19 protein-coding genes and 1 riboswitch are annotated in these 15,581 nt (G+C 67.4%); of the genes, 2 read left to right on the forward strand and 17 right to left on the reverse strand.

The window, feature by feature from the left end; translation table 11 throughout:
• Positions 1–22: 22 nt before the first annotated feature.
• The 3 genes from WKF39_RS12870 to WKF39_RS12880 all read right to left on the reverse strand — a co-directional run bounded on the left by WKF39_RS12870 (position 23) and on the right by WKF39_RS12880 (position 2,115).
• The gene (locus WKF39_RS12870) at positions 23–673 is read right to left on the reverse strand and encodes an ABC transporter permease (protein WP_340389014.1); all 651 of its coding nucleotides are present in this window, start codon (positions 671–673) and stop codon (positions 23–25) included.
• Positions 674–955: 282 nt separating this feature from the next.
• The gene (locus tag WKF39_RS12875) at positions 956–1,687 is read right to left on the reverse strand and encodes a WecB/TagA/CpsF family glycosyltransferase (RefSeq protein WP_340389016.1); all 732 of its coding nucleotides are present in this window, start codon (positions 1,685–1,687) and stop codon (positions 956–958) included.
• A gap of 200 nt (positions 1,688–1,887) precedes the next feature.
• The gene (locus WKF39_RS12880; RefSeq protein WP_340389018.1) at positions 1,888–2,115 is read right to left on the reverse strand and encodes a hypothetical protein; all 228 of its coding nucleotides are present in this window, start codon (positions 2,113–2,115) and stop codon (positions 1,888–1,890) included.
• Between the two features lie 63 nt (positions 2,116–2,178).
• Between WKF39_RS12880 and WKF39_RS12885 the strand changes: the two genes are divergently transcribed.
• On the forward strand, positions 2,179–2,379 hold the full coding sequence (locus WKF39_RS12885) for a hypothetical protein (protein ID WP_340389020.1): 201 nt from the start codon (positions 2,179–2,181) through the stop codon (positions 2,377–2,379).
• A gap of 27 nt (positions 2,380–2,406) precedes the next feature.
• Here the strand turns inward: WKF39_RS12885 and nusB are convergent, their stop codons facing one another.
• From nusB to aroC, 6 genes are read right to left on the reverse strand one after another with little or no spacing between them, the layout of a single operon-like run.
• A complete protein-coding gene (gene nusB, locus WKF39_RS12890) occupies positions 2,407–2,817 on the reverse strand; it encodes a transcription antitermination factor NusB (protein ID WP_340389022.1) in 411 nt (136 codons plus the stop codon).
• A complete protein-coding gene (gene efp, locus WKF39_RS12895) occupies positions 2,817–3,383 on the reverse strand; it encodes an elongation factor P (protein WP_340389080.1) in 567 nt (188 codons plus the stop codon). Before efp ends, nusB begins: the two co-directional genes overlap by 1 nt.
• Positions 3,380–4,447, reverse strand: a complete 1,068-nt coding sequence (locus WKF39_RS12900) for a Xaa-Pro peptidase family protein (RefSeq protein WP_340389024.1) — start codon at positions 4,445–4,447, stop codon at positions 3,380–3,382. The genes efp and WKF39_RS12900 overlap by 4 nt, the downstream gene beginning before the upstream one ends.
• Entirely contained in the window at positions 4,444–5,538 is a 1,095-nt protein-coding gene (gene aroB, locus WKF39_RS12905; RefSeq protein WP_340389026.1) for a 3-dehydroquinate synthase, read from the reverse strand. The genes WKF39_RS12900 and aroB overlap by 4 nt, the downstream gene beginning before the upstream one ends.
• Positions 5,535–6,044: a shikimate kinase gene (locus WKF39_RS12910; RefSeq protein ID WP_340389028.1), complete on the reverse strand. Its 510-nt coding sequence runs from the start codon at positions 6,042–6,044 to the stop codon at positions 5,535–5,537. Before WKF39_RS12910 ends, aroB begins: the two co-directional genes overlap by 4 nt.
• On the reverse strand, positions 6,041–7,219 hold the full coding sequence (gene aroC / locus WKF39_RS12915) for a chorismate synthase (RefSeq protein ID WP_340389030.1): 1,179 nt from the start codon (positions 7,217–7,219) through the stop codon (positions 6,041–6,043). Before aroC ends, WKF39_RS12910 begins: the two co-directional genes overlap by 4 nt.
• 59 nt (positions 7,220–7,278) lie before the next feature.
• Positions 7,279–7,343, forward strand: a riboswitch (guanidine-III (ykkC-III) riboswitch).
• An 11-nt stretch (positions 7,344–7,354) separates the two neighbouring features.
• Here aroC and WKF39_RS12920 point away from each other — a divergent pair.
• Positions 7,355–7,669, forward strand: coding sequence for an SMR family transporter (locus WKF39_RS12920; RefSeq protein WP_340389032.1), 315 nt, complete (start codon positions 7,355–7,357; stop codon positions 7,667–7,669).
• Between the two features lie 6 nt (positions 7,670–7,675).
• Here the strand turns inward: WKF39_RS12920 and WKF39_RS12925 are convergent, their stop codons facing one another.
• The 8 genes from WKF39_RS12925 to WKF39_RS12960 are packed head-to-tail and all read right to left on the reverse strand — an operon-like array spanning position 7,676 to position 15,575.
• Positions 7,676–8,359 carry a prepilin peptidase gene (locus tag WKF39_RS12925; RefSeq protein WP_340389034.1) on the reverse strand — a complete coding sequence of 228 codons (684 nt, stop codon included), beginning with the start codon at positions 8,357–8,359 and terminating at the stop codon, positions 7,676–7,678.
• A gap of 9 nt (positions 8,360–8,368) precedes the next feature.
• Positions 8,369–9,172 (reverse strand): shikimate dehydrogenase, encoded by an 804-nt coding sequence (locus tag WKF39_RS12930; protein WP_340389036.1) that lies wholly within the window; start codon positions 9,170–9,172, stop codon positions 8,369–8,371.
• Positions 9,173–9,188: 16 nt separating this feature from the next.
• On the reverse strand, positions 9,189–10,331 hold the full coding sequence (gene mltG / locus WKF39_RS12935) for an endolytic transglycosylase MltG (RefSeq protein ID WP_340389038.1): 1,143 nt from the start codon (positions 10,329–10,331) through the stop codon (positions 9,189–9,191).
• A gap of 7 nt (positions 10,332–10,338) precedes the next feature.
• Complete coding sequence (ruvX, locus tag WKF39_RS12940) at positions 10,339–10,791, reverse strand: Holliday junction resolvase RuvX (protein ID WP_340389040.1); 453 nt, start codon at positions 10,789–10,791, stop codon at positions 10,339–10,341.
• The gene (gene alaS, locus WKF39_RS12945) at positions 10,788–13,445 is read right to left on the reverse strand and encodes an alanine--tRNA ligase (RefSeq protein ID WP_340389042.1); all 2,658 of its coding nucleotides are present in this window, start codon (positions 13,443–13,445) and stop codon (positions 10,788–10,790) included. Before alaS ends, ruvX begins: the two co-directional genes overlap by 4 nt.
• Positions 13,445–13,732, reverse strand: coding sequence for a DUF6167 family protein (locus WKF39_RS12950; RefSeq protein ID WP_340389044.1), 288 nt, complete (start codon positions 13,730–13,732; stop codon positions 13,445–13,447). The genes alaS and WKF39_RS12950 overlap by 1 nt, the downstream gene beginning before the upstream one ends.
• Positions 13,729–14,193: a hypothetical protein gene (locus WKF39_RS12955; protein WP_340389046.1), complete on the reverse strand. Its 465-nt coding sequence runs from the start codon at positions 14,191–14,193 to the stop codon at positions 13,729–13,731. The genes WKF39_RS12950 and WKF39_RS12955 overlap by 4 nt, the downstream gene beginning before the upstream one ends.
• 17 nt (positions 14,194–14,210) lie before the next feature.
• Complete coding sequence (locus WKF39_RS12960; protein WP_340389048.1) at positions 14,211–15,575, reverse strand: replication-associated recombination protein A; 1,365 nt, start codon at positions 15,573–15,575, stop codon at positions 14,211–14,213.
• Positions 15,576–15,581 lie beyond the last annotated feature (6 nt).

Below are 15,581 nucleotides of genomic sequence, written 5' to 3' on the forward strand. Positions count from 1 at the left end.
GGTGGATGTGGTGGTGGTCGTGTCAGACACGGATGCCCCTAGGAGTCGTGAGCCGGGTGAAGATGTTCAGGACGATGTCGAGGATGACGGCGAGGACGAGAATGCCCACGGTGCCCGCGACGATCGAGTTGGTCGCGTTCGCTCCGCCTGTACGGGATATGCCGGAGAAGATGTAGCCGCCGAGGCCCGGGCCGAGGGCGTATGCCGCGATCGCACCGATGCCCATCAGCATCTGACCTGAGACGCGGACGCCGGTCATGATGACGGGCCAGGCCAGCGGCAGCTCGAGCCGGAAGAGACGGGTGATGCGGCCCATGCCCATCCCTCGGGCGGACTCGACGAGCGTCTGGTCGACGCCGGCCAACCCCACGATGACGTTGCGCAGGATCGGCATGAAGCCGAAGAACACCAGGGTCACGACCGATGGGAAGACGCCGATGCTGACAATGCCCACCAACACCCCCAATAAGGCGTAGGACGGGATGGTCAGCCCGATGGCCGTGATGGCATTACCGAGGGCGACCCCCCACGACGACCGGTAGAGCAGGACCCCGACCACCAGCGCCAGCAGCGTTGACAGGATCAACGTCTGCACGACCAGGCTCATGTGCTGGTAAGCCAAGAAGTAGAGCACCGACCATCGGTCGTGCACGAACTCAAAGAAGCTTGTCACTACTGATCCCCCTGACAGAGAACTCACGTCACTGTCGCCCGGTGGGAGCCGGGCAGCCTCCTGAACGTAGCGAGACGCGCGTACGAAAACCAGTCGTCACGCGGTCGTTGAGCGTCTCCAGAGGTCCCGCTGGCCATCAGCCAGGGTGATCAATCGCTGCGATGGCAGGAAGGATGTGGTGTCAGACGTGACCGGACAGGGCCACGAACGCAATCGTCAAATCCGCCTCGACCCACCGCCAGGCGTCTGTCAGAAGTTGGTCCCGGCTCGGCCGCCTGCAGGTCAGACCCGATTGCGGCGCCAGTAGCTCGGAAGGATGACCTTGAGGAACACCGGCAGGCACTCCACGAAGTAGCGGCGGAACAGACGGCGAGGCTCCTGGGCGAGGCGGTAGAACCACTCGATCTTGGTGAGGCGGACCCAGCGAGGGGCCATCGTCGCGTTGCCGGTGGCCATGTTGACCGCACCGCCGACGTTGAGGACGACGCCGTTGAAGCCGGCCTTGCGGACCTGCTCGCCGATCATGTCGCCGAACGGAGGTGTCACGGCCACGATCAAGAGGTCGACCTGGCTCTTGATGAGCCGGTTGGCGAGGCGCTTGGGCTTCCAGTCCCGGCGATTGCCGTGCTCGCGGAAGACCACGTGCAGGCCCGAGTCGTGGAGCTGGCCGCGGAATGCGTGCCCGACGTGCCGGTCGGCGCCCAGGATCGCTGCCTTCTTGCCGTGGAACTGGCGGCCCGCGAGCATACGCTCGACGAACTCCGAACCCGTCACCCGAGCCGGGTCGATGCCGCGTGAGCGCATCAGCGAGACGATCGGCCACCCGTCGGCGGTGATGAAGTCGGCCTTCTCGATCGTCTTGGCGAAGTCATCGGACTTCGAGGCGAGGGCCAAGTGGTGCAGGTTGACCGTCTGGATGCGCTTGGGTCGATGATCCAGAACGACCGCGTCGAAATCTTCGTCGTTCAGAATGCACTTCTCGGCCATGCGATCAATGAGTTCTTCGGTGAGCACGAATTTTTCCCCTGTATCTCGATGAGACCTGTGGGCCTCTACATAGGGAGAGTGGGGAGGAGCCGGGTCATGACGTTCGAAACAACAAACTTGTTCTGATTCCGCCGTGATCCGGGTCTCACACGGTCAAAGTCGGCTTCAGCTCCACAATCTTGCTCAGCAAACCGTTGACGAAAGTCGGCGATTCGTCGGTTGAGAGCTCACCGGCGAGCCCCACGGCCTCGCTGAATCGCCAGATCCTCATAGGTGCCGATGGCCCAGTCCCATTGGGCACCGCTCCGCCTCCCCATGAGTCGGTAGTGAGCATCGAGATCGCACTCGTCGTCTCTGCAGGGACGACGCCCGACGAAGGACCGCTCCGCACTCTCGCCGCCGCGGATTCGCACGAACAGCTCGATCCACTGCCGGACGCTGTCGGCAGCAGGCATGGAGCGAGTATGTTCGAATGAAACGCCATACGCGGGGGAACTTCGCAGCATCAGGAGGGCAACATGCGCATCGGTTCAGCGGTTCTACTCATCTGGCTCATCATCGGGGTCCTCGCAGCGGCCCAACGCGACTACTTCACGTCATCGGGAGACGCTGACTGCTCGAAGGTGGGCGACACTGTGCTGACGATCGCCGCCGGCCCGCTGAACTACGCCGGGGTCAACCCGAAGGTCGATTGCGAGACACCCGAACCTTCGGAGTAGGCCCTCGGCCGTCCCGATTCGTCGCCGTCACGCGGTCAAGGTCGGCTTCAGCTCCACAATCTTGCTCAGCAAACCGTTGATGAACGTCGGCGATTCGTCGGTTGAGAGGTCGCCAGCGAGCCCCACGGCCTCGCTGACCGCGACGGCGTCGGGCACGTCGTCGACATACAGGATCTCGTAGGCCCCGATGCGCAGCAGGTTGCGGTCGACCGCCGGCATCCGATCCAGGGTCCAGTCCCGCGCGTTGTCGGTGATGATCTCATCGAGCCGGTCACGGTGCATGACAACGCCTTCGATCAGCTGCACCGCGTAGTCGTTGACGGGGTATTCGTTGGTCGCGAGCCGATCGGCGAGCGTGCCGCCGGGCGGCAGGCTCTGGAGCTCGGACTCGAAGAGTATGTCCAACGCCCGCTTGCGTGACTTCGTACGTGCCGACATCAGCCCTGCACGCGACCGAGATAGCTGCCATCGCGCGTGTCGACCTTGATCTTCTCGCCGTTGACGATGAACAGCGGGACCTGGATCTCCTTGCCGGTCTCCAGTCGAGCCGGCTTGGTGCCGCCACTGGAGCGATCACCCTGCAGGCCGGGCTCGGTGTACTCCACGAGCAGCTCGACCGATGCCGGCAGCTCGATGTAGAGCGGCACGCCCTCGTGCATCGCGACCATGGCGTCCTGGTTGTCGAGCATGAAGTGCTTGGCGTCGCCCACGACCGAGTCGGGGATGTTGACCTGGTCGTAGGTCGTCTTGTCCATGAAGATGAAGGAGTCACCGTCGTGGTAGAGGTACTGGAAGTCTCGCTTGTCGACATTGGCGGTCTCGATCTTGAGCCCGGCGTTGAACGTCTTGTCGACGGTCTTGCCACTCATGACGTTCTTGAGCGTCGTCTTGACCATCGCGCCGCCCTTGCCGGGCTTGTGGTGCTGGAACCAGACCACGGACCAGAGCTGTCCGTCGAGGTCCAGAACCATGCCGTTCTTGATGTCGTTCGTGGTGGCCATCAGCCGATCTCCAGGAGGTCTTTGGTCATCGTGGTGAGCACCTCTGGGGCGCCCGGGTTCACGAGGACAGTGTCTTCGATACGCACTCCCCCGCGACCCGGCACATAGATGCCCGGCTCCATCGTGAGGACAGTGCGACTAGCCAGTTTACCTGTCTGCGAGGGGCCGATGAACGGGTCCTCGTGGATCTCCAGCCCGACACCGTGCCCGAGGCCGGTCGTGAACGCGTGGAGCCACCCCGAAGTCTCAAGAGCCGCCGTCGCCGCGCCATAGGAGTCGGCGACGGCGCTGCCTGCGCGGAGTGCATCGACCCCCGCCTCCTGCGACTGCCTGACGGCGGTATGGATCTCGCGCTGCCAGTCATCTGCGCGACCCAGCACGAAGGTGCGGGTGCAGTCTGCGTGATAGCCGTCGACCCGTGCGCCGAAGTCGGCCTTGACCAGGTCACCCGTGACGAGGAGCCGATCGGTCGGACTGTGGTGCGGGATCGCGGAGTTGTCGCCGGCGGCGAGGATCGTGTCGAACGCGATGGCCTCGGCCCCAAGGTCCAGCATCCGGTTCTCGAGGTCACGGGCGACCTCGCGCTCGGTGCGCCCGACGAGCGGACCCTCGAGCAGCTGGCCGAGCGCCACCGTGGAGATCTCGCAGGCTCGTCGGAGGGCATCTACCTCGACCGCGTCCTTGGTCTCACGAAGCCCCTCCACGACCCGTCCGGCGCTCTGCAGTCTGGTGGACGGCAGGTGCTCGGTCAGTCGGGCGAGGGCGTCGACACTGAGCGTGTGCGACTCGATGCCGAGGTCGGCACCCGATGCCCGCCGCGCCATCTCGCCGAGGAGGTCACGGCTGATGACGTGCTCGAGGTCCGGCACCTCGACCGCCGCCTGGTCGCGATAGCGCCCGTCCGTGACGAACACGGCATGGCCGCCTGCTGATACGTAGACGGCACCGTTCGATCCCGTGAAGCCGGTGAGGTAGCGGACGTTGACGAGCGTCGTGACGAACAGTCCCTCAAGGCTGCGATCGAGCAGCTCCTCGCCCAGACGGTCCAGACGGCCGTACGTCGTCACGACGACACGGCTCGATAGGCATCGAACAGCAACGTCTCATCAGGTCCCGCGAGGATCACTGGCGTGGCGAGGGCGTCAAGCACGACGAACCGCAGCTGGTCCCCGCGGGTCTTCTTGTCCAGACGCATGGTCGCGGCCAACGCCTCCCAGATCCCCGGCCGGTACGTCACCGGGAGCCCGACCGTGCCAAGGATCGAGCGATGACGGTCGAGCAGGTCCTGGTCGATCCGGCCGGCACGATGTGCGATCTCGGCGACATAGACCATGCCGATCGAGACCGCCTCACCATGGCGGATCCGGTAGTGCTCGAACTTTTCGATGGCGTGGCCGAGGGTATGCCCGTAGTTGAGCGCCTCACGACCTGTTCCCCCGTCTGCCCCGGTCTCACGGAGATCACCGGCGACGGCTCGAGCCTTGACCATGATGCCCTTGGCGATGAGCTCGGCGACGATGGGTGACGTGGGGTCCGAGATCGCGGCGGGCGCCGCCTCGATCAGGTCGAGGATCGTTGGATCGGCGATGAACCCGCACTTGACGACCTCGGCGAGGCCGCTGCGCAGCTCTGCGGCCGGCAGGCCCGGGAGCACGTCGAGGTCGCACAGCACCCCGACCGGCTCGTGGAACGCGCCGACCAGATTCTTGCCCTGCGCGGTGTTGATGCCGGTCTTGCCGCCCACCGCGGCATCGACCATCCCGAGCACCGTCGTCGGGACGTTGACGAAGCGCACTCCGCGGAGCCAGCTGGCAGCCACGAAGCCGGCCAGATCCGTGGTGGCACCGCCACCGACTCCGACGATGACGTCGGAGCGGGTAAATCCTGCCTCGCCGAGAACCTTCCAGCAGAACGTCAGCACATCGGCGGTCTTGGCCTGCTCACTGTCGGGCACCTCGATCAGATGCACCTCGAGCGCGTCCGACACCAGCGGCTCACGCAGGAGCTCAGCCTGCTTGGCCATCGTGGGCGGGTGGATGATCGCGACCCGCATGACCCCGAGCCCGAATCCGACGAGTCCGCGCAGCTGCTCGTGCACCCCGTTGCCGATCACCACGTCGTACGGGCGATCAGTCGGCACGGTCAAGCGGGTGGTCATCGGTTCTCCTGGATCAGCGCAAGCGCTCGGTCGGTCACCTGGGCCGCGTCCAGATCGTCGGTGACGATCGTGAATCGGGCGACCTCGGTGTAGAGCGGGCGGCGCCCGTCCATCAGTGCCTTCAGCTGGGATCGGACGTTGCCGAGCAGCAGGGGTCGGTTGGCGTTCATCCCGACCCGCGACACCGCCGCGGCGAGCCCCACGTCGAGGAAGATCACCCGGTGCTGCTGGAGGAGCTCACGCGTCGCCGCGCTGATCACGGCGCCGCCTCCGAGCGCCAGCACACCGTCATGCTCGGCGAGGGCGACGGCGATGGCCTTCTCCTCGAGCGTCCGGAAACGCGCCTCTCCGTGGTCGATGAAGATGTCCTGCACGGACATCCCCTCGTGCGACTCGATGTCGTGGTCGGTGTCGCGGAACGTCACGCCGAGCCGCGCCGCCAGGTCCTCAGCAACGGTCGTCTTGCCCGCGCCGGGTGGCCCGACGAGGACGACGACGGGACTCAACGATGCCTCAGGTTGGCGAGATAGCCCTCGACGTTGCGGCGGGTCTCGTCGACCGCGTCACCGGCGAACTTCTCGAGGATCGCGTCGGCGACGACCAGCGCCACCATGGCCTCGGCAACGATGCCGGCGGCGGGGACCGCGCAGACGTCGGAGCGCTGATGATGGGCGCGCGCCTCTTCGCCGGTCTCGACGTCGACGGTCCGCAACGCTCGCGGAACCGTTGCGATGGGCTTCATCGCCGCTCGGACCCGCAGGATCTCACCGGTCGTCATGCCGCCCTCGGTGCCGCCTGCGCGGTCCGAGACCCGCCGGATGCCGTCAGCGGTGGGCACGATCTCGTCATGCGCGAGCGATCCGCGCGTCCGGGCGAGCTCGAACCCATCGCCGAGCTCGACACCCTTGATGGCCTGTATGCCCATGAGTGCCGCGGCGAGCCGTCCGTCGAGCCGCTTGTCCCAGTGGGTGTGAGAGCCGAGGCCCGGAGGCAGACCCTCGACCACGACCTCGACGACACCGCCGAGCGTGTCACCGTCCTTGTGGGCGAGGTCGATCTCGGCGACCATCGCGGCACTGGTCGCGGGGTCGAAACAGCGCACCGGATCGGCGTCGAGCGCTTCGACGTCGCGGTGTCGCGGGATCACACCGGCCGGCGAGCGTACGGTGCCGAGCTCGACGACGTGGGACACGATCGTCGCGCCCGTCGTCTGCAGGATGAACTGGGCGGCGATCTCACCGAGGGCCACCCTGGCGGCGGTCTCACGCGCGCTTGCGCGCTCGAGGATCGGCCGGGCCTCGTCGAAGCCGAACTTCTGCATGCCGGCCAGATCAGCATGCCCGGGTCGGGGCCGGGTCAGCGGGGCATTGCGCTTGAGTCCCGCGAGGATGTCGTCCTCGACCGGATCCGCGGCCATGACCTGCTCCCACTTGGGCCACTCGCTGTTGCCGATCCGCAGGGCGATCGGGCTGCCCATCGTCGAGCCGTGGCGAAGGCCTCCTACGATCTCGAGCTCGTCCTGCTCGAACGCCATCCGGGCACCGCGCCCGTATCCCAGCCGCCGGCGCGCCAACGCGGCCTGGATGTCCTTGCTGGTCACCTGCACCCCCGCAGGCAACCCTTCGAGCACGGCCACGAGAGCGGGGCCGTGCGACTCACCTGCGGTCAACCAACGAAGCATGGTCACAATTCTCCCACGCCCCGTGCGTCACTCGGGAACGCGTCCGCGTGTGATCATGGAGCGACACCGCAGCCCGGTGTCCGGACGAGGGCGTCGTACCCGGCCAGCGACAAGACGACGCGAAGGAGCCCAGTCATGTCGTGGTTGATTCTCATCGTCTCCGGTGTCCTCGAAGCCGTCTGGGCCACCGCGCTGGGCCGGTCAGAAGGCTTCACCCGGCTCGGTCCCACCGCGGTCTTCGGCGTCGCACTCGTCGCCAGCATGGCGGGACTGGCCTATGCCATGCGCACGCTCCCGATCGGCACCTCCTATGCCGTGTGGGTCGGCATCGGCGCAGTCCTGACGGCTTCGTATGCCATGGCCTCCGGCGATGAGTCCGCGTCGCCGCTCAAGGTGCTCTGCCTGTTCGTCATCATCGGTGGCGTGGTCGGCCTGAAGCTGACGCATTGAGCCGCGTCAGACGCTGTAGATCGCCGGTCCCCAGGCGGCGCCCAGGACAGCACCGGCGATCATGTAGGGCCCGAACGCATATCCCTTGGGATCCACGAGCTTGAGTCGTGAGAGCACGATGCCGAGCACGGCACCGAGGATGAAGCCGGCGTACATCCCGACGAGGACCTCGCTTGCGCCCAGCGCGCCGAGGGCCAGGGCCAGGACTCCCGAGAGCCGTACGTCACCGAAGCCGAATGCTCCTCCGAAGAACCTGGTCGCGATCCAGTAGAAGACCCGGAAGATCACGTAGACCACGATGTTGGCCACAAGGGCATCGACGAGGACCCTGACGTCGCCCAGCAGCAGCGCTCCAAGGCCGACCAGAGCCAGGGTCAGCAGATAGGTCGGCGCCACGATGACGAACGGCAGCAGCCGGGTGTGCCAGTCGATGAAGGCCAGCCAGGACCCGACGCCCGCGATGACCACCCACACGGGCAGCAGCTCGGAGTCGTCGATCTGCCACGCGACGACACCGGCCATCACCGCCGCGCCGAGTGCCAGACCGATCGCGAGGCCACGGAACTCTGCCAGAATCTCGTAGGGGAGCTTGTCCGGGTCGAGCTGCGGCGGCTCGGGGATGCGGCGCAGCACCAGCGGCCCGGCCGCCCCGATCAGGGCGGCCGCAACGGCGGCGATGGCGATGGTCACGCGATGACGCTAGCGGGCCGAGAGCTCGGCAAGCGCGGCTCCGCGCAGCGCCTGTGGAGAAGTCTGATGCCCCGTCATGAGCTCGACCTGGAGAGCGGCCTGATGGGCCAGCAGGTCCAGACCCGAGACGACCGGCACCCCGGCACGCTCAGCGGCCTCGGCCAGCGGTGTGGGCCAAGGGTCATAGACGACGTCGAAGACCGCCCGCGCGGAGACGACCAGATCGCGCCTCAGCTCACCAACCGCGTCGGCGGGCACGGTGGACACCAGAAGGTCGACCTGACCTGTTCGCAGCTCGTCCAGGACGCTGACCGTCACCGCGAGCCCAGCGGCCTCGGCCACGCGCACCGCGCCGGCGGCACGCGACGGGTCACGGACGACGAGCTCCACGCGCTCGGCCCCCATCATCGAAACCGCGTAGGCCATCGACGCCGCTGTTGCTCCACCACCGAGGATGCGCGCCGATCGGACCCGGTCCACTCCACGTTCCCGCAGGGCCGACACCGCACCTGGCACGTCGGTGTTGTCGGCCCACAGCCTGGAGTCCTCGACGACGACGGTGTTGGCATTGCCGAGCCGGGCCACGATCTCGCTGGCATCGTGGACCAGGCCCGCGACCGTGCGCTTGAGCGGTGCGGTCACAGAGAACCCGCGCACGTCATCGCCCAATGAGGTCAGGAAGGTCGCGAGATCGTCCTCCCGCAGCTCGATGGCGTCATAGGTCCAGTCGAGGCCCAGCTCGGCATAGGCGGCACGGTGCATCGCCGGCGACAGCGAGTGGGCTATCGGCGACCCCAGGACGGCGCACTTCACGGGAGGTGGGTCGACATCAGCAGTTGTCTTCGTCTTCCTGGCAGTAAGCCTCCAAGGTCTTGACTGCCTGGTTGTGCTCGGCGAGCGTGTCGGAGAACACCGTCTCGCCGGTCTCGAGGTTGACCGCGACGAAATAGAGCCACGAGCCGTCGGCTGGGTTGAGGGCCGCCTCGATGGTCTTCTCTCCCGGCGAGCCGATGGGTCCCGGCGGCAGACCGTTGACCTTGTAGGTGTTGTAGGGCGAGTCGGAGTCGCGCTCGTCCGGTGTGGTGAAGACATCGCCCTCGCGCCCGCTCGCGAACGAGACGGTCGAGTCCAGCTGCAGAGGCATGCCCGCCTCGATGCGGTTGTAGAGCACCCGAGCGACCTTGGCGTAGTCCTCGTCCTTCTTGGCCTCGAACTCCAGGATGCTGGCGACCGTCAGGACCTCCTCGCCATTGAGACCCAGGTCGCGTGCCCGGGTGCCGATGTCGAGGTCCTTGGCCACTGCCAACGTCTTGGCCACCATCTCCTTGATCAGCTTGACCGCGGTCGTCTTGGAGCCGACTGCGTACGTCGCCGGGTAGAGGTAGCCCTCAGGGTTGCCCTTGGCGACCGCGGGGAGGCCGATCGCGTCGCCGTCCTTGAGCGCCTTGGTGACCTCGGCGGCTGAGATCTGGGTCTTGGCGGCGATGATCTTGGTGATGCTCTTGAGACGGGCGCCCTCCGGGATCGTGACCCGTGACTCACCGGGCGCGGTGACGATGTTGCCCTTGTCGATCAGCGCCTTCATCGCGTTCTCCGCGGACATCTTCTTGGGCACCTTGTAGAACCCTGCCTGGATCGACTGGAAGCGAGTGTCCTTGAGGCTGAGCTGATAGAACGCCTCGGCGCTCTTGACGACGTCCTTGTCGGCGAGGATGTCTGCGATCTGCGAGCCGCCCGACCCGGTCGGGATCCCGACGACCACGCTGCCGGACCCGGCACCGGTGTAGTCGGCCGGCCCGTTGAGGAACGTCGAGGCCTTGCCCCAGGCGAGATAGCCACCGAAGACCACCGCGACGAGCACCAAGAGGACCACGATGCGTCGACCCCACGGGGTATGCCCCGGGGCGTCAGCGCGCCGCCTCCCGGGTCCGGAGGAGTCACCCGTCATCAGGTCCAGTCCGCTGTCACTCATCGATGCCTCACACGCTCTCTCCGGGGGCGGACCCGCGGGTCCGCTCTGAATCCAGTGCCGTCTGCAGGATCACGGTAGCGGCAGCCTGGTCAACGACAGTTCTCCTGGCTGCGCCGGAGCGCCCGCTGTGTCGCAGCTGACTCTCGGCCGTCATGGTCGACATGCGCTCGTCGAACAGCCGGATCGGCACCGGCGCGATCGCCGGGGAGAGGTCGGCACAGAACGCTCGCACCTTGGTCACAGCCGGTCCCTCACGCCCGGAGAGACCGACCGGCAGACCGACGACGCACTCCAGGGCCTCATAGTCGCGGACGATCTCGGCAAGCCGGGTGATCGCTCCTGGCCCGGCGGGCACCGTCTCGACGGGGGTCGCGAGAATTCCGTCCGGGTCGCTCACCGCGACCCCGATGCGTACGTCGCCCACATCGACACCGATCCGCCGTCCACGACGAATCGTCACGCTTGAAGTGCCGCCTCAACCGCCGCGAGTGCCGCGGGGATCGCGGACACCTCGGTCCCGCCGCCCTGGGCGACATCACCCTTGCCGCCGCCGCGACCGCCGATCTTGTCGCCGACGACCCCGATCAGCTGATTGGCCGTGAGCCCTCGCTCCTGCGCGGCGCCGTTGAGTGCCACGACCGCCGCGGGCTTGCCGCCGGAATCGCCGATCACCACGACGACGGCCGGGCGGTCCTGCAGGCGTCCGCGGATGTCGAGGGCGATCGTGCGTACGTCTCCCCCGCCCGCGCCGACCGCGTGGTGGCCGACGAAGGCGATGCCGTTGATGTCCTTGGCGCTGGCGGCGATGTCACCGGCAGCCCCTAGCAGCTGGGCAGCCTTGAGGCGCTCAGCGGCCTTCTCGGCGCTCTTGAGTCGCTCGACGAGATCCTTGACCCGGGCCGGCACCTCGTCAGGCTGGGTCTTGAGGATCTCGGTCAGCTGACGCACCACATCACGCTCACGCGCGAGGTAGGCGAAGCCCTCGATACCGGTCAGAGCCTCGATGCGGCGGTTCCCCGCCCCGACCGAGCCGTCCGACGTGACGACCAGGGTGCCGATCTGCGACGACCGCTCGACGTGCGTGCCACCACACAGCTCACGTGACCAGGGGCCGCCGATCTCGACGACTCGAACATCCTCTCCGTAGGTCTCGCCGAACAGGGCGAGCGCACCGAACTCCCGAGCCGCAGGCAGCGACATGGTGTGCGCACTTACCGCCAGGTCGGCACGCAGGGCGCGGTTGGAGGCCTCTTCGACTCCATGCAGCTGTTCGGGCGACAGGGCGCCGCTCCAGCCGAAGTCGAGGCGCAGGTAGCCGGGCCGGTTGTAGGAGCCGGACTGCAGGGCGGTGGGTCCGAGCACCTCACGAAGCGCAGCGTGGACGACATGGGTGCCGGAGTGCGCCTGACGAGCTCCCAACCGCCACTCGGGGTCGACGGCCGCCTCGAGCGCCTGGTCCATCGCCAGCTCACCCTCGAGCCCGCGTACCTGGTGCACGACGAGGCCCCGGATCGGCCGCTGGACATCGAGCACCTCGGCGCGCCCGCCATCCCAGGTCAGGAGACCCGCATCGGCATGCTGACCGCCGGACTCCGCATAGAACGGCGTGCGGTCGAGGACGACTTCACCGAGCGATCCCGCCGAGATCACCGGGACGCTCGACCCCTCGACGATCAGGGCGAGCACCAGCGACTCGGTCGTCAGGTCGGTGTAGGCGAGCCAGTCGGTCGGACCGCCTGCATCCAGCGCAGCGCGATAGACCGTCGTGTCGGCGTGGCTGCCCTTCTTGGCCCTGGCATCGGCCTTGGCGCGTGAACGCTGCTCGGTCATGAGCGCCCGAAAACCCTCCTCGTCGACTGTCAGGCCCTGCTCGGAGGCCATCTCCAGCGTCAGGTCGATCGGGAAGCCATAGGTGTCGTGCAGCGCGAAGGCCTGGTTGCCGGGCAGCATCGTGGCGCCGCTCTCCTTGACCTGGATCGCAGCGCTCTCAAAGATCTGCGTGCCCTTGCCCAAAGTCTGGCGGAATGCCTCCTCCTCGGCATACGCGATCTGCGAGATGCGCGGGAAGTCGGCTTCGAGCTCGGGATAGGACGCCTTCATGCGCTCGAGGCTGACCGGCAACAGCTCGGGCAGGGCCGGATCGTCATATCCGAGCAGGCGCATCGACCGCACGGCACGACGCAGCAAGCGGCGCAGGACGTAACCACGCGCCTCGTTGCCCGGCGCCACACCGTCGCCCATCAACATCAAGCCGCTGCGGACGTGATCCGCGACGACACGAAAACGTACGTCGTCGTCGTGGTCCTTGCCGTAGGTTCGCCCCGAGATCTCGGAGGCCTTCTCGATGACCGGGAAAACCTCGTCGATCTCGTAGAGGTTGCCCTTGCCCTGCAGGAGGTAGGCGACGCGCTCGAGGCCCATCCCGGTGTCGATGTTCTGGTGGGGCAGGTCACCGATGACGTCGAACTGGTCCTTGGCGCGGACGTTGGTGATCTCTTCCTGCATGAACACGAGATTCCAGATCTCGAGGAACCGCTCCTCGTCGACGACCGGTCCACCGTCTGGACCGAACTCGGGCCCCCGATCGACATAGATCTCGCTCGCCGGCCCGCCGGGACCCGCGACACCCATGTGCCAGTAGTTGTCGAGCAGCCCACGGCTCTGGATGCGCTCTTCCGGCAGGCCGGCGATCTCCTTCCACAGCTGACGCGCCTCGTCGTCCGAGTGCAGCACCGTGACCCAGATCGAGTCGGGATCGAAGCCGAGACCGCCCTGGTCGACGGAACCCGTGATCAGGCTCCACGCGTGGGTGATGGCGCCGGCCTTGAAGTAGTCGCCGAACGAGAAGTTGCCGTTCATCTGGACGAACGAGCCGTGCCGCGTCGTGTTGGCGACATCTTCGATGTCGAGAGTGCGTAGGCACTTCTGCACGCTCGCAGCGCGGTCCCACGGCGGGGTCTCCTGGCCGAGGAAGTAGGGCTTGAAGGGCACCATCCCGGCGTTGACGAACAGCAGGTTGGGATCGTCGAACAGCAGCGGGGCGGACGGCACGACGGTGTGCCCGGCGTCCTCGAAGTGGGCGAGGAATCGACGGCGGATCTCCGCGGTGTGCATCAGGTTTGCCCCTCAGTGGGTCGGGTCTCGTGGGTGTGCTCGGCCTCGAGGCGGAGCAGGTCGATGTCATCGGCCGGCCCGCCGGCCAGCTGGTGCGCGATGGCACGCTCGCGGACCTCCATGCCGTCGCGCAGCTCTCCGCCGAATGCTCGCAGCCCGAGCCCGAGGGCTGCGGCCTGATCGACGAGTCCCGGTGTCGACAGCCGATAGGCGGCCCGGCGCGCCTTGGCCGTCGCATAGACACCGGCCGCCGAGCCGGCGATGAACCAGACGATCCGTGAATTCATGAGCCGAGCCACCGGTCCGAAGGTGGAGTCGGCCGTCCTGCGCGTACGGCCCGGCGGCCCGCCTGCAACCGCTCGCGGCGGCGCTGGCGGTATTCGCGCCGCATCAGCGAGACGATCCGGTCGCGGCTCTCGGCGCGCAACGCGTGAGCGACACCGTGCGCGAGGATCGACAGGCGTACGCCGGGACGACTGAGTGCGGCACTGACGACCTGCTGCTCCGAGGGCGGGACGATCAGGCGACCCTCGGCTACGTGGGGCTCGAGCTCGCGGGGTGTGGCGTGCGGCTCAGGCCGCAGCGGGGTGGGGTCGAGCACCGCGAGCCCGTTCGACGGCGGCTTGGTTGCCGTGCCAACGGACCTGGCAGGGTTGCGGCGGGCGGCGCGCACGGCGATGACCGCAGCACCGATCGCGACCACGGCGAGCACCGCGGTCGCAGCCAGGATCCAGAGCTCCGCCGCCATGGGAACGAGGTTACCCGTCAACGATCGCGGAGAATCGCGCGGATGCGGGCCAGCCGCTCGGCCAGAGCGGCCTCGGCGCCGTGGTCGCCGGGCTCGTAGTAGGTCGCTCCATCGACGCCGTCGGGCGCATACTGCTGACCGACCACGCCACGCGGATCACTGTGGGCATAGAGGTAGTCGTGGCCGTGGCCGATCTTCTTGGCACCGGCATAGTGGGCATCGCGCAGGGCAGGCGGCACGGCGCCGATCTTGCCGGCCCGTACGTCTGCGATCGCGGCGTCGATGGCCTTGTAGGCCGCGTTGGACTTGGGCGCCGTCGCGAGCGCGATGACGGCCTGCGACAGCGTGATGCGGGCCTCCGGGAAGCCGATCATCGCCACCGCCTGGGCTGCGGCGACCGCCGTGGTCAGCGCCGTGGGATCGGCCAGGCCGATGTCCTCACTCGCCAGGATCATCAGCCGGCGCGCGATGAACCGGGGGTCCTCGCCGGCCTCGATCATGCGGGCGAGGTAGTGCAGCGCCGCGTCGACGTCGGAGCCGCGGATCGACTTGATGAAGGCGCTGATGACGTCATAGTGCTGATCGCCCTGACGGTCATAACGCACCGCGGCCTTGTCGACCGCGAGGGCCGCGTCCTCGACATCGATCTCGGCCTTGTCCTGGCTCGTCGCGGCACCGGCGGCGGCCTCGAGATAGGTCAGAACCCGGCGGCCGTCGCCTCCGGCAAGGCGTACGAGGTGGTTCTTGGCCTCGTCGGTGAGCGTGACTGCACCGCCCAGTCCGCGCTCGTCGGTGAGCGCGCGATCGACCAGGACGCCGATGTCGTCGTCGGTGAGCGACTCGAGGGTCAGCAGCAGCGAGCGGGAGAGCAACGGTGAGATGACACTGAAGTGCGGGTTCTCGGTCGTCGCGGCGACCAGCGAGACCCAACGGTTCTCGACGCCGGGCAGCAGGGCGTCCTGCTGTGACTTGCTGAAACGGTGGACCTCATCGACGAACAGGACGGTCTCGACACCGCTCTGCGACAGCGCCCGGCGGGCGCCCGCGATGGTCTCGCGGACCTCCTTGACACCGGCCGAGACAGCCGAGACCTCGACAAACCGGCGGTCGGTGTGCGCGCTGAGCAGGCTCGCGATCGTCGTCTTGCCGGTCCCCGGCGGGCCCCACAGAAGGATCGTGAGCGGCTGGTTCCCGTCGATCATCTGACGCAGCGGCGAGCCCGCTGCGAGGAGGTGGTCCTGGCCTACGAGCTCATCGAGCGAGCGAGGTCGCATGCGTACTGCCAGGGGTGCGGACGCATGGGTGTTGCCACTGAGCGATCCGCCGCCCGTGCCGGTCGTGGGCGCCGGCTCGGGGAGGTCGAACAGCCCGTCATTGCTCATGCCTTG

Source organism: Aeromicrobium sp., assembly GCF_037719875.1.
GTDB lineage: Bacteria > Actinomycetota > Actinomycetes > Propionibacteriales > Nocardioidaceae > Aeromicrobium.